Origin of the sequence: Chryseobacterium salviniae, from assembly GCF_035819015.1 — a bacterium.
Lineage (GTDB): Bacteria > Bacteroidota > Bacteroidia > Flavobacteriales > Weeksellaceae > Chryseobacterium > Chryseobacterium salviniae.
The window spans coordinates 159,134-176,324 of record NZ_JAYLAA010000018.1 but is presented as its reverse complement, the minus strand read 5'-3'; the positions used below and the strand labels follow the sequence as shown (position 1 = coordinate 176,324).

At 34.2% G+C, this 17,191-nt stretch carries 16 protein-coding genes and 2 tRNA genes; 6 read left to right on the top strand and 12 right to left on the bottom strand.

Annotation, left to right across the window (positions count from 1 at the left end):
* From SOP96_RS04670 to SOP96_RS04640, 7 genes are all read right to left on the bottom strand, one after another.
* Positions 1-1,227, bottom strand: a complete 1,227-nt coding sequence (locus SOP96_RS04670) for a tetratricopeptide repeat protein (RefSeq protein ID WP_326319883.1) — start codon at positions 1,225-1,227, stop codon at positions 1-3.
* Positions 1,206-3,404 (bottom strand): urea transporter, encoded by a 2,199-nt coding sequence (locus SOP96_RS04665; protein WP_326319882.1) that lies wholly within the window; start codon positions 3,402-3,404, stop codon positions 1,206-1,208. Before SOP96_RS04665 ends, SOP96_RS04670 begins: the two co-directional genes overlap by 22 nt.
* Positions 3,405-3,492: 88 nt before the next feature.
* Complete coding sequence (locus SOP96_RS04660; protein ID WP_326319881.1) at positions 3,493-4,851, bottom strand: alanine racemase; 1,359 nt, start codon at positions 4,849-4,851, stop codon at positions 3,493-3,495.
* A gap of 18 nt (positions 4,852-4,869) precedes the next feature.
* Entirely contained in the window at positions 4,870-5,937 is a 1,068-nt protein-coding gene (locus tag SOP96_RS04655) for an ATP-grasp domain-containing protein (protein WP_326319880.1), read from the bottom strand.
* On the bottom strand, positions 5,927-6,175 hold the full coding sequence (locus tag SOP96_RS04650) for a PqqD family protein (protein ID WP_288243228.1): 249 nt from the start codon (positions 6,173-6,175) through the stop codon (positions 5,927-5,929). The genes SOP96_RS04655 and SOP96_RS04650 overlap by 11 nt, the downstream gene beginning before the upstream one ends.
* A 162-nt stretch (positions 6,176-6,337) precedes the next feature.
* Positions 6,338-6,928 carry a helix-turn-helix domain-containing protein gene (locus tag SOP96_RS04645; RefSeq protein ID WP_326319879.1) on the bottom strand — a complete coding sequence of 197 codons (591 nt, stop codon included), beginning with the start codon at positions 6,926-6,928 and terminating at the stop codon, positions 6,338-6,340.
* Between the two features lie 221 nt (positions 6,929-7,149).
* Positions 7,150-7,223: transfer RNA gene (locus SOP96_RS04640), tRNA-Asp, on the bottom strand.
* Between the two features lie 379 nt (positions 7,224-7,602).
* On the opposite strand from SOP96_RS04640, the gene SOP96_RS19980 reads away from it, so the two are divergent.
* Together SOP96_RS19980 and SOP96_RS04635 are read left to right on the top strand one after the other, a co-directional pair.
* Positions 7,603-7,746, top strand: a complete 144-nt coding sequence (locus tag SOP96_RS19980; RefSeq protein ID WP_411911976.1) for a response regulator transcription factor — start codon at positions 7,603-7,605, stop codon at positions 7,744-7,746.
* Positions 7,692-7,955, top strand: a complete 264-nt coding sequence (locus SOP96_RS04635) for a hypothetical protein (RefSeq protein ID WP_326319878.1) — start codon at positions 7,692-7,694, stop codon at positions 7,953-7,955. The genes SOP96_RS19980 and SOP96_RS04635 overlap by 55 nt, the downstream gene beginning before the upstream one ends.
* Before the next feature lie 62 nt (positions 7,956-8,017).
* Here the strand turns inward: SOP96_RS04635 and SOP96_RS04630 are convergent, their stop codons facing one another.
* The 3 genes from SOP96_RS04630 to SOP96_RS04620 form a co-directional block, all read right to left on the bottom strand.
* On the bottom strand, positions 8,018-8,350 hold the full coding sequence (locus tag SOP96_RS04630; RefSeq protein WP_326319877.1) for a helix-turn-helix domain-containing protein: 333 nt from the start codon (positions 8,348-8,350) through the stop codon (positions 8,018-8,020).
* A 93-nt stretch (positions 8,351-8,443) separates the two neighbouring features.
* Entirely contained in the window at positions 8,444-10,228 is a 1,785-nt protein-coding gene (locus tag SOP96_RS04625) for a hypothetical protein (protein ID WP_326319876.1), read from the bottom strand.
* A gap of 272 nt (positions 10,229-10,500) precedes the next feature.
* Entirely contained in the window at positions 10,501-10,938 is a 438-nt protein-coding gene (locus SOP96_RS04620) for a transposase (protein WP_326319875.1), read from the bottom strand.
* A gap of 972 nt (positions 10,939-11,910) precedes the next feature.
* Between SOP96_RS04620 and SOP96_RS04615 the strand changes: the two genes are divergently transcribed.
* Positions 11,911-12,294 (top strand): helix-turn-helix domain-containing protein, encoded by a 384-nt coding sequence (locus tag SOP96_RS04615; protein WP_326319874.1) that lies wholly within the window; start codon positions 11,911-11,913, stop codon positions 12,292-12,294.
* A 406-nt stretch (positions 12,295-12,700) separates the two neighbouring features.
* Here SOP96_RS04615 and SOP96_RS04610 read toward each other — a convergent pair.
* Positions 12,701-12,774, bottom strand: a tRNA-Asp gene (locus SOP96_RS04610).
* 672 nt (positions 12,775-13,446) lie between these two features.
* Here SOP96_RS04610 and SOP96_RS04605 point away from each other — a divergent pair.
* From SOP96_RS04605 to SOP96_RS04595, 3 genes are read left to right on the top strand one after another with little or no spacing between them, the layout of a single operon-like run.
* Complete coding sequence (locus SOP96_RS04605) at positions 13,447-14,649, top strand: di-heme oxidoredictase family protein (RefSeq protein ID WP_072410600.1); 1,203 nt, start codon at positions 13,447-13,449, stop codon at positions 14,647-14,649.
* Positions 14,650-14,651: 2 nt separating this feature from the next.
* Positions 14,652-15,098, top strand: a complete 447-nt coding sequence (locus SOP96_RS04600) for a QcrA and Rieske domain-containing protein (protein WP_051879933.1) — start codon at positions 14,652-14,654, stop codon at positions 15,096-15,098.
* Positions 15,095-16,315, top strand: coding sequence for a hypothetical protein (locus SOP96_RS04595; protein WP_034975904.1), 1,221 nt, complete (start codon positions 15,095-15,097; stop codon positions 16,313-16,315). The genes SOP96_RS04600 and SOP96_RS04595 overlap by 4 nt, the downstream gene beginning before the upstream one ends.
* Positions 16,316-16,600: 285 nt before the next feature.
* Here SOP96_RS04595 and SOP96_RS04590 read toward each other — a convergent pair whose 3' ends face one another.
* Positions 16,601-16,795: a hypothetical protein gene (locus SOP96_RS04590; protein WP_034975906.1), complete on the bottom strand. Its 195-nt coding sequence runs from the start codon at positions 16,793-16,795 to the stop codon at positions 16,601-16,603.
* Positions 16,796-17,191 lie beyond the last annotated feature (396 nt).

Sequence of the window (17,191 nt, the reverse complement as noted above, 5' to 3'; positions counted from 1 at the left end):
TTAGAATTTATATTTTAAGGTTAAATAATATGACTGATAATTAAGTGTCTGACTGAATATTATATTTCTCTGGTCTTCCAGCTGAAATGTTCCCATTAGATTTAACTGTCTGCTTACGTCATATCCCAATGAGAAAGAAAATCTTGATTTTATTTCGTTCTTCAGGTTAAAATAATATTCACCCTCGTTTTCTGCGAAAGGATTGATTCCGTTTTTCTGTAAAAAAGAAGCGAAAAAAGACCAATCTTTAAAGTAAAAGCTGTTATTAATGCTAAAAGCATTGTCATTATTTCCGTTTGAAGTGCTTTTACTGCTCTTCAGAAGGTAATACGATGGCGTAATATTATAATAAAGATCAGATGAAAGCTTTGCAGTATAGCCCAGTGTAAGTCCCGTCTGTATTATATTTTCATCCATTTTTAAAGAAGCTGCACCGGCTCCGCCTACCTCATCATTACTAAAATGCACCCCAAAGCTCGGTTTTATGGTGAAGGAGCCATATCTTTTCTGGATATTAAGCTGAGTGAAAAAAAGTTTGTTTTTTAGGGTGAACAGCTCATTATCTGTTTTGTAATCGTTTATCAGCCCATGAATAGCAGGAGTTATTTTCCAGCCGTCACCCAGCGCAACCGGCAAACTGAAATAAACTTCAGGCTGTGTGTATTTTCCACTATAAATTTTCTGTGAAAGATAATTTATGACAAATTTTGCATTAACGGATTTTCCTATTTCGAGTGTGGTGCCTCCGGAGATATACTGTATAGGATTTCCTATTTCTGTTTGTTTCAGATCACGGATTCCTGCTTCAAGGGTTACCTCTTTAAAATGCTTTCGCGGATTATTTTTCAAAAGCTTTTCCTGAAGGGATGCATCGGATTTATAGAGTTCTCTTCTGGCTTCCAGCTCCTGAGACTGAAATAATATTGAATAAAAAAGAAGCTCACGTTCTAAAGGTGAATCGGGATATTTTTTTAGGTACTTTTTAAGATGCCTTTCTGAAGAAGCATATTGTTTTTTATAAAATTCGGCAACTCCCAATTTTCCTATAAGTTCCGGATCATCTAATGCAATTATATTATCTTTTAGCTTTATAAGCTCGTTCCAGTTACTTTGTTGGTAGTAAAAGCCGGCAAGATAACCAACCTTTTCTTTGGTTACCGGGTAAACCTGTGCCTGCATTGCCGATGCCAGCAAAAGTGCAGCTGCTATGCATAAATTCTTAAACATCTCATTGTGGTTTTAGTATTGTTTTTAACTATTGTGACTGAATTTATTTTCCTGTCTTTTATAATTATTTCACATTGCAGAATGGCATGATAGACTCCGAATGTTTTTCCTTCTATTGATGACCGGATATGAATTTCAGAGGAATTTCCTTTTTCAGGGTTAATGATCAGGGATGTATATTTACCTTTGAATATCTGAACAAACGGTGCCAGAAAATCCTGAATCCATTGTATAGATGAAGGGTAAACGTAACTTGGCATAATCCAGTCTTTTACCTGAACATTTTTATAGTTTCCTAAAAGTATTTTTTGACTGGCCAGGTAAAAATTAAATAAACAGGAGCTTCTGCTGCCTATAAAATCATAAAAGTAGACAACTACACCATCATTTCTGTAATAAGCATACGAATCATTTTCCTCATCATAGAGGTACGATCTGTTAAAAGCATCAATAGCTGAAAACCATTTTTGTTTTTCTTTTTTGCCCTGGTTCTCTATTTCCCACTCTATGTAATGATTGGGAAGAAACCCGAAAGCTTCCTGAAGAGAAGAATCCGGAAGAATATTGCTTACCTTTTCATTTTCTTTTGGATATGAAAAACTGTTGAAATGTAATTCTTCTTTTTCGTCTCTCGAAAAGTAATACGCTATGGGATACGGTATTGTTTTGGAACCGATATCGGGAGTGATCTGCATCTGAAAATGTATGTGCGGCTCCGGTGAACGTCCGCTGTTTCCACAATGTCCTAATAATTGCCCTGCCTTTACATAATCACCCAGCGAAACTTTAAAGCTTCCTGCCCTGAAATGGGATAATTGTACATAAAACTGTTCTGCTACTTTAATGACTACTGAATTTCCCCAATTGTTTACCTGATTGATTTTTCCGATTTCATTATCTTCTATGTAATCCTGAAGCATCGTCACATATCCTGAACAAGGGGCTATCACGGGCAGGTCATAGCATAAATAATCTTTAAGCTGTGTCCCTGTATTGTAATATGATAATCCTCTATAATTTCTTACATCAAAATCCCAGGCGTTTTTCCAATCGTCCAGATGGGTAATTCCTCCGTTGATTCCCTGACTTACATTCCACTCCCCCATCACAGGAAGATAAATATGAAAATAAGTCATTGCCTTGAAACGGAGTTTTTCGTAATAATTTTTGTAAAAATTCTGTTCGGGTTTATACTGCTGGTTTTTCACCAATTCAATTCCGTTCGTGTTCAGTCTCAATTTTAGGGCAGATAGCACGACCAAGACAACCGCCACAAAAGGCAATGAGTACACCGGCATTTTTATGAGATATAAAAACGGACTGAATGCCCCCAGTAAAATACAGCACAGACTTACGGTAAATATTTGTAATACATATCCCTTTAATGAGGGAACTATAAAAAAACCGCCCAGAGAAATTGATATTAATATAAAATTGAAACTGATGTAATCAAATATCAGGATTTTATAATCTCCCAAAAAATAACTAAAAAACATAATTCCTATAAAAAATCCCCAAACTGCCAAGGTGAAAGAAATCCTGGAATACAGCAGAAGCAGCACGATAATACAAAACCCTACCAGATCGTTATAGATAAAAAAGATAGCCGAAAAAGATTTCAGTAAGATATGTATAACATCTCTACAGGATAATATATCTATTAACTGGGTGAATTTTTCTGAGAGCGTTTTCAGGAAGATTAGTTCGTGCTCCATATCGGTATTGAATTTTATTTCACCATAAGCTCCCTGGCTGGAATATACCATCCAAATACAGAGTAAAAAAGGAAGAGTAAGCGATGGCAATCCTCTTTTTCCAAAGAAATTTGAAAATACTACTGCCAGAAAAAGGCTTAATAAGGAATAAAAAATGGTAACCAATATGGTTTTAAGGGTTACTTCATATAAACTTGCGATTCCCAGCCCCACCAAAAGTGCATTGTAGGTGTATATTCCGTTTCTCAGCTTGTATTCATCAAATTTAAAGAGTATACCAAAAGCCAGAGATAAAACAATAACGGATACTCCTATTAAGGTTTTAAAAGGATTTATAAGGGTGAGTATCAGCAGGCACAAACCAAACCATCTTTTATTGCAAAAGAAAATTTGTGAATAGCTGTATAAAATCCCATCCAGAAAAAAGCGGGAATAATAGTTTATGGTTGCTTTTGCGTTCATCCTAATTGTCAGCAAAATTAATATTAGCCCGGTAAAGGATGCTTATCACAAAATTACCTAAGCCTTACAGTTTCAATGGTAAGAATATTTATAGTGTACTTTTAAGGAGATATCCGGGTGAGATTTCATTTTTTTCCAGATCTTCAAGACTTTCATTGTTTTTGATGATATGCACTTTATCATCCATATCAATTAAAACGACTTTCGGGCGCAAAGCTATAAACTGCATGCTTTGTGTCACACAATATGCGCCTACATGATGCACTACGACATTATCTTTGGTTTTTAAAGGAGGCAGCATAATACTGCTCCTTACAACATCTATATTCATACAAAGCGGCCCATACAGCACGTTTTCCTCTGTGTGATGGCCAAACTCCTGCGCCGGAGTTATTTTATGATCGTACCAGAAAGAGGTAAACATAAGATTAACTCCAAAATCCATTATAGTAGCTTTTCGCCCGTCGCTAAGCCTTTTATTGGCTATAACGCTTCCGCACAAATATCCGGCGTCATCTATTAGGGCGCGTCCTGTTTCTAAATATAAATACGGCAGTTCGTTGGCCTGAAAACCAGATGTAAGCAGCGTAGAACATATTGCATCGGCATATTCACTTATTTCCGGAACGTAATCAGTAGCCTGAAGGTAGCTGCCTTTAAGGGTATTTTTTGAAGCAAAACCGCCTCCCATGTCTATGTATTCTATACTTTTATTAAACTTGTTCCTGATACCTAATGCAAGATCAGCCATTTTGCTTGCAGCAACAGCATAGGCAGCACTGCTCATAATGTATGTTCCTATGTGGGTATGTAACCCTACAAGATTGAGACTTCCTGTTACGAGTATTTTTGAAATGGCATCCCAGGCCTGGCCGGTTTCGTAGTTGAATCCGAAGCGATCCCAGAGCGGATATACACCACAATCCATATTAACACGGATGGCAACTCTTGGTTTTACATTTTTTTGCTGGGCAATTTCTGTAAGCATATACAGCTCATCGAAGTGATCAATGTGGATTAAGCTGTCATTATCTATTGCCAGGGTGAGATCTTCAGCCGTTTTATCGGGACCGTTAAAAATAATTTTATTGCCGGGAACACCGTTTTTAAGAGCTTTATCGTATTCAAAGCGGCTTACAACTTCGGCCCAGCTTCCTTCCTGATGGTAGATATTACAGATGGCATTGAGATAGCATGTTTTATAGCTCCATGCAAACTGTACCTTTGGGTATCTTGTAGTAAATGCCCTTTTAGCATTCTGAAAATTACTTCTTATTTTAGCTTCAGAATATACAAACACAGGTGAGCCATAGTTTTTAATGAGTTCTTTAACAGCAACCCCGTCTATGTGCGTCATGGCAAGATACTCGGTTCTTGTTCCGAACTTGTTCATTAATCCTGTATTCAAAGGTTTTATGATTGGTCTTTCGTATATTTTTTTTTCCATTTTGTTTTGTTTAATAAATTACAGTTCGCCTAATGTGCTTATTTTTTCAAAATCTTCTATGTTCACAATGTTATCATAAGAGTATCTGATGAACATTTTTCCGACTTTATATGCAGAAATTTTTTTATATTTCTTTTTCATTCTCATGTTGACAAGTATTTCTGCCTGGTTCTGGCCGCATCCTGTAGTGAGATAACACCAGGCCGGAAACCTGGGGTTAATTTCCAAAAGATGATAGGTTTCGTTATCATCCTCACCAAGGGATTTTATAAATTCCAGCTCGAAAGGGCCTCTCCATTTGGTATTTTTAACCATATTCCGGGTAATTTTAAGAAGCTTTTCTTCATCGAGAGAAACTCCTGCCCAGGCTTTTCCTTTATCGGTAATGTATAATTTCCTCATGGGTACTGCTCCCAAGAGATTCCCGTCTCCGTCTCCAATTCCGCAGACATTGAGTTCCGTACCGTGTACAAATTCCTGAATGATAATAGGGAGTCCCCATTGTGCAGAGATTTTCCCAAATGCTTCTTTCGCCTGATCAAGATTATAAGCTACTTTAGCATCATAAAACTTCCCTTTTACCACCATGGGATATCCTATTTTTTCTGAAATGGCAGGAATCTCTGTAGTGGAATAAATCATTGATGCTTTTGGAACATCCAATCCATATTTGATTCCGTATTCGTATAAATTTACTTTGTGCCTTGCTTCAAACTGTTCCAGGGAAGGAAGTACCATTTTTATCCCCAGTTCTTCATCAAGCTTCTGTTCCAATTTGATGAAATTAAAAAGCTCTGCATCAAAATTTGGAAATAAAAAATCCAGATCTTCAATGGAGTTGATGTATTCCAATCTGTCCATCAGCACTTCCTGTCCTGCGGTAGGCAAGGGAATCTGGTAAACTTTATCGACGTAGTCTCTTAAGTATATTACGGGTTCCAGGGATTCATAACTAAGGCCTATAATTCTGACATTAAAAGTTTCAGCTTCTTTAAGGCTCCTTATCACGGCAAAACCCGGCCCCGGGGAGTCAATTGCATTCAGCCCGGTGACAGCAATACGATACGTTGGTTTTTTATTTGCCATTTTCTGTAAGTTTATAATTCTTCAGAACGGAGAAAAAATCATAAAGGTCTTTCTCAACCGTGTTACTGTCAACCTCATATTCAGAAACAATAGCTTCTATAATTTCTTCAGGTTTTTTATGCTCTTTCATCAGACGTATAATTTCACTTCCAATGGTATTGAGTGAAAATGAATCTCCTGAAGTTGGGTTAAATAAAAACCCGCTTTCGCTAACGGCAATATTCTTTTTTATATTCATAGCTGAAATTTTATATTACAAATCTATTAGTAAGGAAGAAGTAAAATGTTATACTTTTTTGGGAAAGATGTACGAAAATTTGGGACAAAAAAACTGACCAGTAAGTTTCTAATCAGTATTATAGAATTTTAAAACAGAATTTAGCTATCTGTATGAATATCTTTAAAGAATTTCTTCTAAAGGAACCGGCTTTGGTTCTCTGTCTTTTTTATATTCGGATATTGTTTTACCGGTAGATTTTTTAAACTGATTGCTGAGATACTGCACAGTGCTATACCCCATCATATAAGAAATTTCACTTACAGTATATTCTTCATGCAAAAGCAGGTTTTTAATTTTTTCAATTTTCACCATAAGGATATACTGCTCTAAGGTTTTTCCCGTCATGGCTGAAAAAATCCGGGTAAGTTTATCGTAAGGAAGCTGCAGTTTCTGGCTTATATAATCTGAATTTCGGATAAGAGAATTCATATTATTTGCAAAAAAAATAAGTTCAATAACTGCAATTTTTATTTTTTCTACGATTTGCAATTCTGGATTATGAATAACTTCGAAGCCAAATTCTTCCTCAAAAATCATTTTGATTTCATTATAGGAATATTTCTTTTCATCATAATAGAGCGATACTTCTCCCAGCCTTGCACTATAAATATCAATTCCTTCAATTTCCTTAAAATAGAAGTTGATTAGTTTGAGTCCGCTTTTAGAAATCAGGTTTTTAAGTTTCAGTTCCAGAAATTTTCTTTCACCCATGTGTTTTATTATTATTCAAAAATAATAAAATAGATGATAAATATAATAATTGTAAAAAAAATATAATTTCCTTACATATTTTATGTTAAATAAAATATAAATCGATATTACAATAATAGAATATATTGTATACTGTGGGAAATGCAATAATGAACATTCTTTGTTCGTAAACTGTACTGAATAAAAAAAGTCACCAAAATTGGTGACTTTATATCTAATTGCGATCCGGACGGGACTCGAACCCGCGACCTCCGCCGTGACAGGGCGGCATTCTAACCAGCTGAACTACCGGATCAATTTTTTAAAGAAACTGATAAAACTTCTGCGATCCGGACTGACATAATCTTGAACTATTTATATCTATAAACCAGAATGTTATCAAAATTTAACAATCCCCACGGGACTCAAAACATTTGGGAATTACTTGTAATGGCATGTCATTTTGTAAAAGGAATTCCAATGAGAATTACTTTACCCAGATGTCTACTTATATCCTCGTCTAAAAAGAATGGAGCTTATGAGTATACTTGTCTATATCATAATATAAACACAAAAGAAATAATTGAAAAATTACAGACAATAACCATATCTTAATTGCCAAAGCACTAACTGCTATTCTAAACAAATTAGGCTCATAAAAAGTCCTTTATGAAGTTGAAAATGGAACCGAACTTATAGAAAAATTCAAACCAAAAAGCAATCTTCCGCACATTGTACTATTGGACGTAAACATGCCTGTCATGAACGGTTTTGAAACTGCCAAATGGTTAAAAGAAAACCATCCGGAAGTTTTTGTCATGTCATGGCACTCAGTATGAAAAATGACGACCTCAGTCTTATCATGATGATTAAAAATGGGGCTCATGGTTATTTGCTGAAAGATATTCAACCTAAAGAATTGGATAATGCACTGCAATCTATGATTAAAAATGGATTTTATTATCCGGACCGGGCGACTTCCAAAATTCCAAACTTGTTAGAATTTGACTATAAAATAATATTTACCAAAGGAACAATAGTATTTTAAAAGACTGAAATAATCCTATTGTGAAGATATTAACGGGTTTTTAAAATATTTGGGTTAATGGTTTAATTGCTTAATAGATAGATTTTTCTCCATTTGGCAATTGTATTTCTGCTAAGTTTGAATCGATTGGCCAACTGGGTATTATTAAGGCTATTTTTTTGCTGATAATCTAGAATTTCCAATATATCGGGTTTAGAATATGAACGATGCTTCTGATTAAAATTACACGTTTCTCTATTTCCTATTCCAAATAGGATATCATTAAGATTAATAATATCCCAAACAGACAGATTTTCTTTTTTTAATATAGTTTCACATTTGTTTCTTTTGTAGGGATATTTTTTAACAATAATATCCTGATATATCTTCTTATAGTCAGGCAGTATTTTTTCCATAATGTGTTTTTCAATTTTATCGTCAAGATTTTAAAAAACCAGGAGGCGCCTCTCTCCTCCTGGCTTTAAATTGTATCTGAGTTTATTACAATCTTATTGATAAACCACCGGATAGAAAGTTCCTACTCCCCAATAGGCTGCATTTACGGCTACCACTCTTATTTTTGTAGTTTTTATACCGCAGGTTGCTATTCTAGTTAATGAACTTTCACTTAATGTTGGTACATTAGCTGCTTTTACCCAAGCTGTACCACTCCAATATTGGATCTCATAAGCAGGTTGCCCATAATACGCCTGATAATAATTTGTATAATAGTTTGTATAGTCATCAACATAAGATTGATATGGAGACCAACAGCTTATCGTACCACTTGATATTACCACTTCCTTAAGTGTTTTTTCTGTGGAGAAATCAATCTGGATATATGTGCCTACAGAAGCATTTCCATATGCTGATGCCCAACCTGTTGAGAAGCTATTATCAGTCATGGAAGTTTGCGTAGCTGCACAAGCACTTCCATATCCATTATTAGATCCTGTATAAGTTCCTGACTTAAAGTCTGTAGTCCCTCCAATTTTCACGCTGCAAGTCTCACTTCCTACTACATTAATAGTGGCTGTAATTTCAGCACAGTCAACTCCTGTATAAGTACCGCTAATATTATAAGTCACTGTTCCTGAAGTATTAAATGTTCCCGCAGATCTAGTCAAGGTAAGTCCGCTTACATTAATAGTTTGCGCACCGTAAGGAACACCGCCTTGGGAAGAAGTATAAGGTATGGTGATCGTTCCTGTATAAGCTGTACCGTTTTTCAGATTTTTAAATGGTACCAAATTGTTCACAGCGGCATTTGCACAATCTAGTGTAACTGTTGAGCCTTTAACGGTTCCGATTTTCTCACAATATAATCCATTTCCAGAAAACCTTGCAATAAAATCACCTTCTAAAGTTGGTGTGCCGGAAATTGTATACACCAAGTCTGTACTTTGTCCGGGATTAAGACTAACAGACTGGTTTTGGTTTGCCGGAATAGACATTCCCGTAGATGCTCCATGAAGCGTAACATAGGTTGAGAAATTTTGAAGCACAATTGCTGCAAACGAATTATTTACAATTCTAAACGTAACTGTGTTGGCTGCAGTATTGGCAACATTTTTAATGTAAGTTCCATTTACAGTACTTGATGCACAATCAACGGTTACCGAAGCTGTATTAGGTTTTCCTAAACATTCCCACAAAGGAGTACTCGGTTTCCCATAATTATAAACCAAGCAACCTTGACCACCATTACAATCTGTACAATATACGACTAATCCTTCTGCAGGTAACACAATAGCATCACGTTCTGCCTGAGTCATTCTTGGAGGTAATAAACCTTTAGTTTTGGAATTGACATCCAACATAGCACTTGGATCTATCTTGGTATTATTCCCTATACCTACCTCACCTATTCTGTACACAGCATTGTTTTTATTAGAAGCTGCATCTGTAGTGGTTCCTGCTAAATACCATTCAGTAGCAGGATCCGGCTGATAAGAAATATAAGTTGCACTCACATCATCATATTTCCAATAAGATCCATCTATAGAAGATGCATATATGTTGTTGATACTGCTCTGCAGATCAGGAGAAAATACAGTTCCTGACTGATTGGGATCCGGAGCATTAAAAGACACTAAGGCTGAAGTGTCTTTATTAACTTTCACCCATTGTAAACCGTCATTATAATAGAAGCCTTCGTGAACAGTAGAGCCCACTGCACTTTTATTATATACGACCATACCTTTGACATGCGCTGTTAAAGGAGCAGGGTTTCTAAGAGCTACCAGAATCACTCTAGGAATTAATAGCCCTCTATTATCACTGGTAATATCCAAAGCTGCATTTGCATCTGGAGTAGTAGTATTAATGCCTACTTGAGAGTATGAAAGCAGACTTAACAAAATAAATAGGATTTGATATAACTTTTTCATCTGAATTTTTGTTTTTAAATTGTTTCTTGATTATTTCGATTTTTGTTTTTAATTAACTAATATGATCTGTAGTTATGGAGCTCTGACGGATTTAACCCTATTGATATAGAGCAGGTAATTTTGTTTTATGCATGAGGGAAGTGTCTTGTTTATATATTCTAGCTTAATCTTATTTATTAATTTTTTTGATGCTGATTGTATTTTGAGATCCATTTGTACAATGTGGTCTTTGGTATTTTATATTCATTAAGAATCTCATTGATTGTTTTTTCATTGGTATTTATTAACTCTATAATAAAATCTATGATCTCTTTGGTGTAAATACTTTTTTTGAAACTAGGCAAACTATCGGCTACTTTTTTATTCACGGAGACATTACGGGATAGCGGAGCATATAGAATTAAATGCTGTGTATATAATCTAAAAAAATCATAATTTAACAATTTACTCCACTGCAGCAGGACTCCAGAATCCATTGTCTTTGCTTTAAACATTCTGTAAATATCTTCTTCGGAACATTTAAAAGATTTACACAAACGTGGTATTTCCATATCACAGTTCAACGCTCTTTGTTTAATATAATTTCCGATGTGGATCTCTTTAAAATTTTTCATACTAAATTCTCTACTATATACAGCCAAAGCTTTTAATCAAACAAAATAATTCAATTAATTCTGAATAATTTTCAATAAAATTTAAATTATACATTTAAAATCGCATCAATAATTTGATTCTATATAATTATTTTTTGCAAATGAATGAAAATTATATATTTTTGCTTCGATAATTATTGCGACAAATTAAATGATACTTTATTGCAATAATTCCACAGAACATAAAAAGAGTAAATCATAAAAAACGAATAAAATAAAACATTAAAAATCAACATATTATATTTTATGTTTTATTATTTTGTTTTACTGTTTAGGCTTTAACTTTTAAGTTTTATTTACGAAAAAATGGATATTGAAAAAAAAATAGTAGAGTTTGAGCTTTTATTTGCAAAATATTCTACCTTGTTAGTCATTATAAGACATGTCTTTTTGGCTTTGTTTAATTTACTTTTCAAACAGTATGTATATTTTACTCTGGATATTGCCATTTTATGTTTAATAACTCCCAGTTATGTTTTTCTGTTTTACACTTCCAATTTTAATTTCCTTAAGCTAGGAAAACTGACCTCTTATTTATATTTGATATTATTAATACTGTACTGCTCTGTAAGTTATAGTGACAACCTGACTATCATATTTCTATATATCTTTTTATTTCCGATAGGCTTTTTACTTTTCTTTGATTTTAAAAGGGCTTTCATTTTATCTACTTCCATAATATTAGTTTTTCCTATCAGCTACTTAATAAAGTATTTTCTTCCCATTGAGACGCATTTTACTGATGTATATTTAGAATGTTTAAAAATTTTCACCATTACTTTTTCTCTGGTCTTATTTTTTTGTTATCTGTATTATTTTGTACAAATCAATAAATTGAGGACAATTCATATATTTAAAATCAGTAACGAAATAACGATTGACGAATTTTTTTTCATTAAACAAAAATCCTATAGAATAAATTCTAATAATATTTTGAATAAAACATCAGATTTTCTGGAAGATGAGTCTACTTATAAGCTATTGTTTGAGAAAATAGAGAGTCACATGAAGACTAATCAGCCATGGAGATCTTCAGAGTACAGTTTACAATTACTGGCAAAAGAAATCAATTCAAATCACCTCTATGTTTCATCAGCCATAAATAAATATTCAAAAAATAATTTTAAAACTTACCTCAATGAATACAGATTAAATGCTTTTACCGAATATGTAAAGGATAAAAATAATGAGCAGGTACTCCTGAAAGAGATATATCTTAACATCGGCTTCGATAATCAGGCGACTTTCAACAGAGTATTTAAAAGTAAGTTTCTAATGACACCACAGGAATATTTGGAACAGATAAAGAATAAATAAGATCCCGGTCAGAATTGACCGGGATCTTTTGTCTGAAAAATAATAGAATATCTTTTTTTAGACTATAATTTAGTTATAATGGATGTTATTATTATATGAAGGTAACAATATACTTAAATGCATCAATATAAGAAATACATAAATTTAACTTTCAACTATTCAATTTTACCAGATCACATTTCTGAAATTAATTATAAATGAACAGTTGTGGTACATTTAAGTATATCATTACCATATTTAAATATTTGCATTTTACACCAAAAACAAAGAAGCGGTTCGAGAAATAGCCTAAAAATCCTACAATTTTATTTTGGTCTTCTCGAACCCTTTTGTAATCGGATATAAATTTGTTTATCAAACAGTTACAAACGAAAAAAGTCGCCAAATTGGCGACTTCTCACTCGGGCGATCCGGACGGGACTCGAACCCGCGACCTCCGCCGTGACAGGGCGGCATTCTAACCAGCTGAACTACCGGATCAATTTTTTAAAGAAATTGATAAAACTTCTGCGATCCGGACGGGACTTGTTCTTATTTGAAAAACTCCCTATCCATAAGCTTTATGTCGTTCTCTTATTTTTAGGTCACCGAATAGGTCACTTTAATAAACAAAAATAGAGTGCGTCGTTTTTACTGGTGCAAAGATATGTTTTTTTTTATTTTTCACAAATAAATGTAGATCTTTTTTCTATCTCTTCCATAATCCACAGATTTTCAAATAACAAATATACCCTGCCCTAATCATTTTTCGCTTTTGATATAAATCCCCAAACCAAAAATCATTAATGAACTATCATCCTTTTTATCTTTGGTAAGTTTAGATGGTAAAATTGTATAATTTACAAAAAATAATTACCTACTACTATTAAGACGGTCAACCTTAGCACTTGGCAACCAACTGTTTCGTCTGGCTATTAAAATTTGTACACTAGGACTGTTCAATATCCACATTAATTTACTATGCGATAAAGGTTATTGTTTTTCAAGAAAAATATCCTAACAGCACATATCCTGAGATTAAATTCCGTTTCAAATTATCTAATCTTTATTTATAGTGTTTGCTATAAATGCACAGCAGTCATAAAAATAATTAGACATAGCGAAATAAAAAGTTAGATTAATCTAACTTTTTATTATATTTGAAAAAAAAACGTGAGCAAGAGATATATACCTATTATTATAATTTTCTATCTTCTTTTTCTGATCGTACAAGCTTGTGATAAACTTCAGCCTGAAGCGATAGATGAGAGTGAATTACTTGATGGCTCCATTGTGGGGTTATCATATGCTGAAAACCAACAATTTTTGCGAGGGGATATCGCCTTTAACGATGAAACCTTCACGGTCGGGAAAGGTCTTGGTCCAACCTTCGTGGCAACAAGTTGTGGAAGCTGTCATGCTGGTGATGGAAAAGGGACTCCCTTTACTACTCTTATACGTTTTGGACAGACTGACGAAACAGGAAATTTATTTTTGCTTTTAGGTGGTCCTCAATTGCAAAATAGGGCGATACCAGGTTATACTCCGGAAGCAATTCCTCCCGGAGCAACATTTTCTAAATTTACTCCGCCTGCCAATACCGGATTAGGTTTTATTGAATTGGTTTCTGATATGGATATTTTGGCAATGGCTGACCCTTTTGATACAAATAATGATGGCATCTCAGGAGTCCCCAATTATATTGATCTTCCGGCATATCAAGCACCATTCTTCTTTGCTGTAACAAAAGGAGGGAAGTATATCGGAAGATTTGGTAAAAAGGCATCCACATACAGTTTACTACAACAAACCGTTAATGCTTACAATCAAGATATGGGCATTACTTCAACTTTTAATCCTCACGATGTTTATTCAGGAATGAATGTTGATCCCGAAGTTTCTGATAAGACCATCGCAGATGTTGTATTTTATCTTCGTACATTGAAAACACCTATTCAGCGAGACGCAGAAAATAGTATCATTAAACAAGGTCAGACTATATTTTCTCAGATAAGTTGTAATAAATGTCATGTCCCGGAACTGAAAACTTCATCCTCCTCAATTTCACCATTATCCAATAAAAAGTTTTATCCGTACACAGACTTATTACTTCATGATATGGGTGCTTCTTTGGATGACAACTATACGGAAGGCACTGCGAAAACTTATGAATGGCGTACGCCTGCACTGTGGGGGTTAGGTTTATCTCCAAAATCACAAGGCGGTCAATACTTCTTAATGCATGATGGCAGGGCAAAAAGTATAGAAGAAGCAATACAGCTTCACGGGGGAGAGGCTGCAACCAGCAGAACCAATTACACTCAATTACCAGTCCAAGAAAAAGAAGCTATTATTAAATTTTTGAAATCCTTATAATTATGGACAGACTTGAATTTCTCAAAAAATGCAGTTTGGTCTGTTTAGGCTTTACTGCAATTCCTCCCATTCTTTCAGGGTGTATAAGCAATAAAATGATTTCAGGAGCGATTAAAGACGATTATATCATATTGCCTTTGGAGGATTTTATGGATACAAAATATCCTGACAAAAAATTATCCTATGTAATTATTCAAAATGAATCTCTCAAATATCCCATTTGTGTATTTCGTTTTTCGGAAACTGAGTATGAAGCATTATGGATGCAATGTACCCATCAGGGTAGCCAGTTACAAGTATTTGGAGATAAGCTACAGTGTCCTGCACATGGTAGTGAATTTTCCAACCAAGGTTTAGTACAAAACGGTCCTGCTGATCAGACCTTAAGAAAATTTCCAGTATACATAGAATCGGATTTTTTGAAAATTTCTTTAAAAAAACCGGTATGAAAAAAATTATCTATCTAATTATAATTTTAATTTTTCAGGAAGCCACAGCACAGATAGATTCTGAATTACTAAAAAGAATACCTGTAGACAGTTCTCGCTCTTTGAACATGGATGCCGTTTACAAGCGTCCCTTCTTAGGATTAGGGAAAGTGCCTGTCTCTATTGGTGGCTATGCGGAAGCCAATTGGCAGCATATCAGCACTGATGGTATATCTGATGGACATCAATTTCAATTACGTAGGATGACACTTTTTGTATCTTCTACAATTTCCTCAAAAATTAAATTTCTGAGTGAAATAGAATTAGAAGAAGGAGGTAAAGAGATTAATATTGAATTTGCTGCCATTGATGTAGAGTTTAATCCCTTGCTTAATTTGAGAGGAGGAATTATTATGAATCCAATTGGTGCTTTCAACCAAAATCATGACGGTCCGAAATGGGAGTTTACCGATCGTCCTATATCTGCTACAGAAATGTTGCCTGCTACATTCAGTAATGCTGGTTTCGGATTTTATGGAAAAATGTATAAAGCCGAGTGGATGTTCGGATACGAGGTATATCTATCAGGAAATTTTGATAATTCAATTATTGACAATAATCAAAACAAAACGTACTTACCTGCTGCCAAAAGTAATCCTGAACGTTTTGAAGAAATTAACAGCGGTGTTCCTCTTTTAACAGCAAAAATTGCCACAAGACATGAAAAAGCAGGAGAATTTGGAGTCTCTTATATGGGAGGAATCTATAATAAATTTCAGGATGAAGGTCTTCAGGTTGACGATAAAAGAAGGGTTCGGGTATTTGCATTGGATTATAATAATACACTTCCAAACCTTGGAACTTTAATTACTGCAGAATGGGCTTGGGTTAAAGTAGATGTCCCGGAAACTTATACACAACAATATGGAGACAGGCAGCATGGAGGATTTATAGACATTGTTCAGCCAATAATTAAAAGAAAAATTTTGGATTGGGAAAGAGCAACCGTTAATCTTGCATGCCGTTTAGAGTATGTAGATTGGAACGTAGGTCATTTCAGAGAAGACAACAGCAAAATTGGAGAAGATTTATGGAGTATTATGCCTGCAATCAGTTTTAGACCCAATGCACAAACTGTTTTTAGACTTAATTATAGATTTCAGAAACAGAAAGACATTTTTGCGAACCCTGCGGCAAAAACTGTAGGCTTCAGCTTTGGTATTTCAACGTATTTCTAATAATTTGCCTCCGCAGATCTTAGGATTGAGCAAAAAGTCATTCTTGAGTTAATACTCCGTGGATATTCTTTATGTTTTTGTTAAGGGACAAAAAGCAAGAAAGACTGTTTCGTAGGATTACTGGAATTAGCGAATTCAATCTAGATTTTATACATAACGACTCAATTAAATATTAATATTTGAAAATGCTCACTTATGAAGAAAGATTAAAATACGGTACATTATATTATTAAAAATATACTGAATTCCAGTATTGAAATTCAGTATTTATAAGAACTATGCTATTTACTTCTTATTCTCATCATGATGTTCTTTCTCATCGTGATGTTCTTTTTCTTGATGATGCTCGGCCTCATCGTGATGCTCCGGCTCATCTGCATGTTCAGGACCCTCGTGATGTTCCTTGTGCGGATGATGTTCTTTGTGTTCGTGATGTTCTGGATGGTCGTGTGTCTCTTTTTTTTGATCTTCGCTGTTCATAACATTTTAATTTAAAGGTGAATATTAATTTATATATGTTGTTATTTGTGAAAGGCAAATAAGATGCCAAAACAAAGCTATAATCTACTGATTTTAAATACTTTCCATTGTTTTAAACAATATTGCTTCAAACATCTAAATAATTTTAAATGTCCTTTAAAAACGTGATATGTTAAAACATTACTCTAAAAAAATATTATTTCTATCTGTCCATAGTTAACTATTGATCGTTTTAGGAAGTAGATTGATTAGTTTTTACTTTGATGATATTTAAAATGATGGTCTTTGACAGGATGAAAATATTTCTTAAATCCATATGTTATAAGAGATAGTATCAGGATACTAAAAACTATCAAATAGAATATATCTTCTGACGCAAGCCGATGCTTTCCCCTC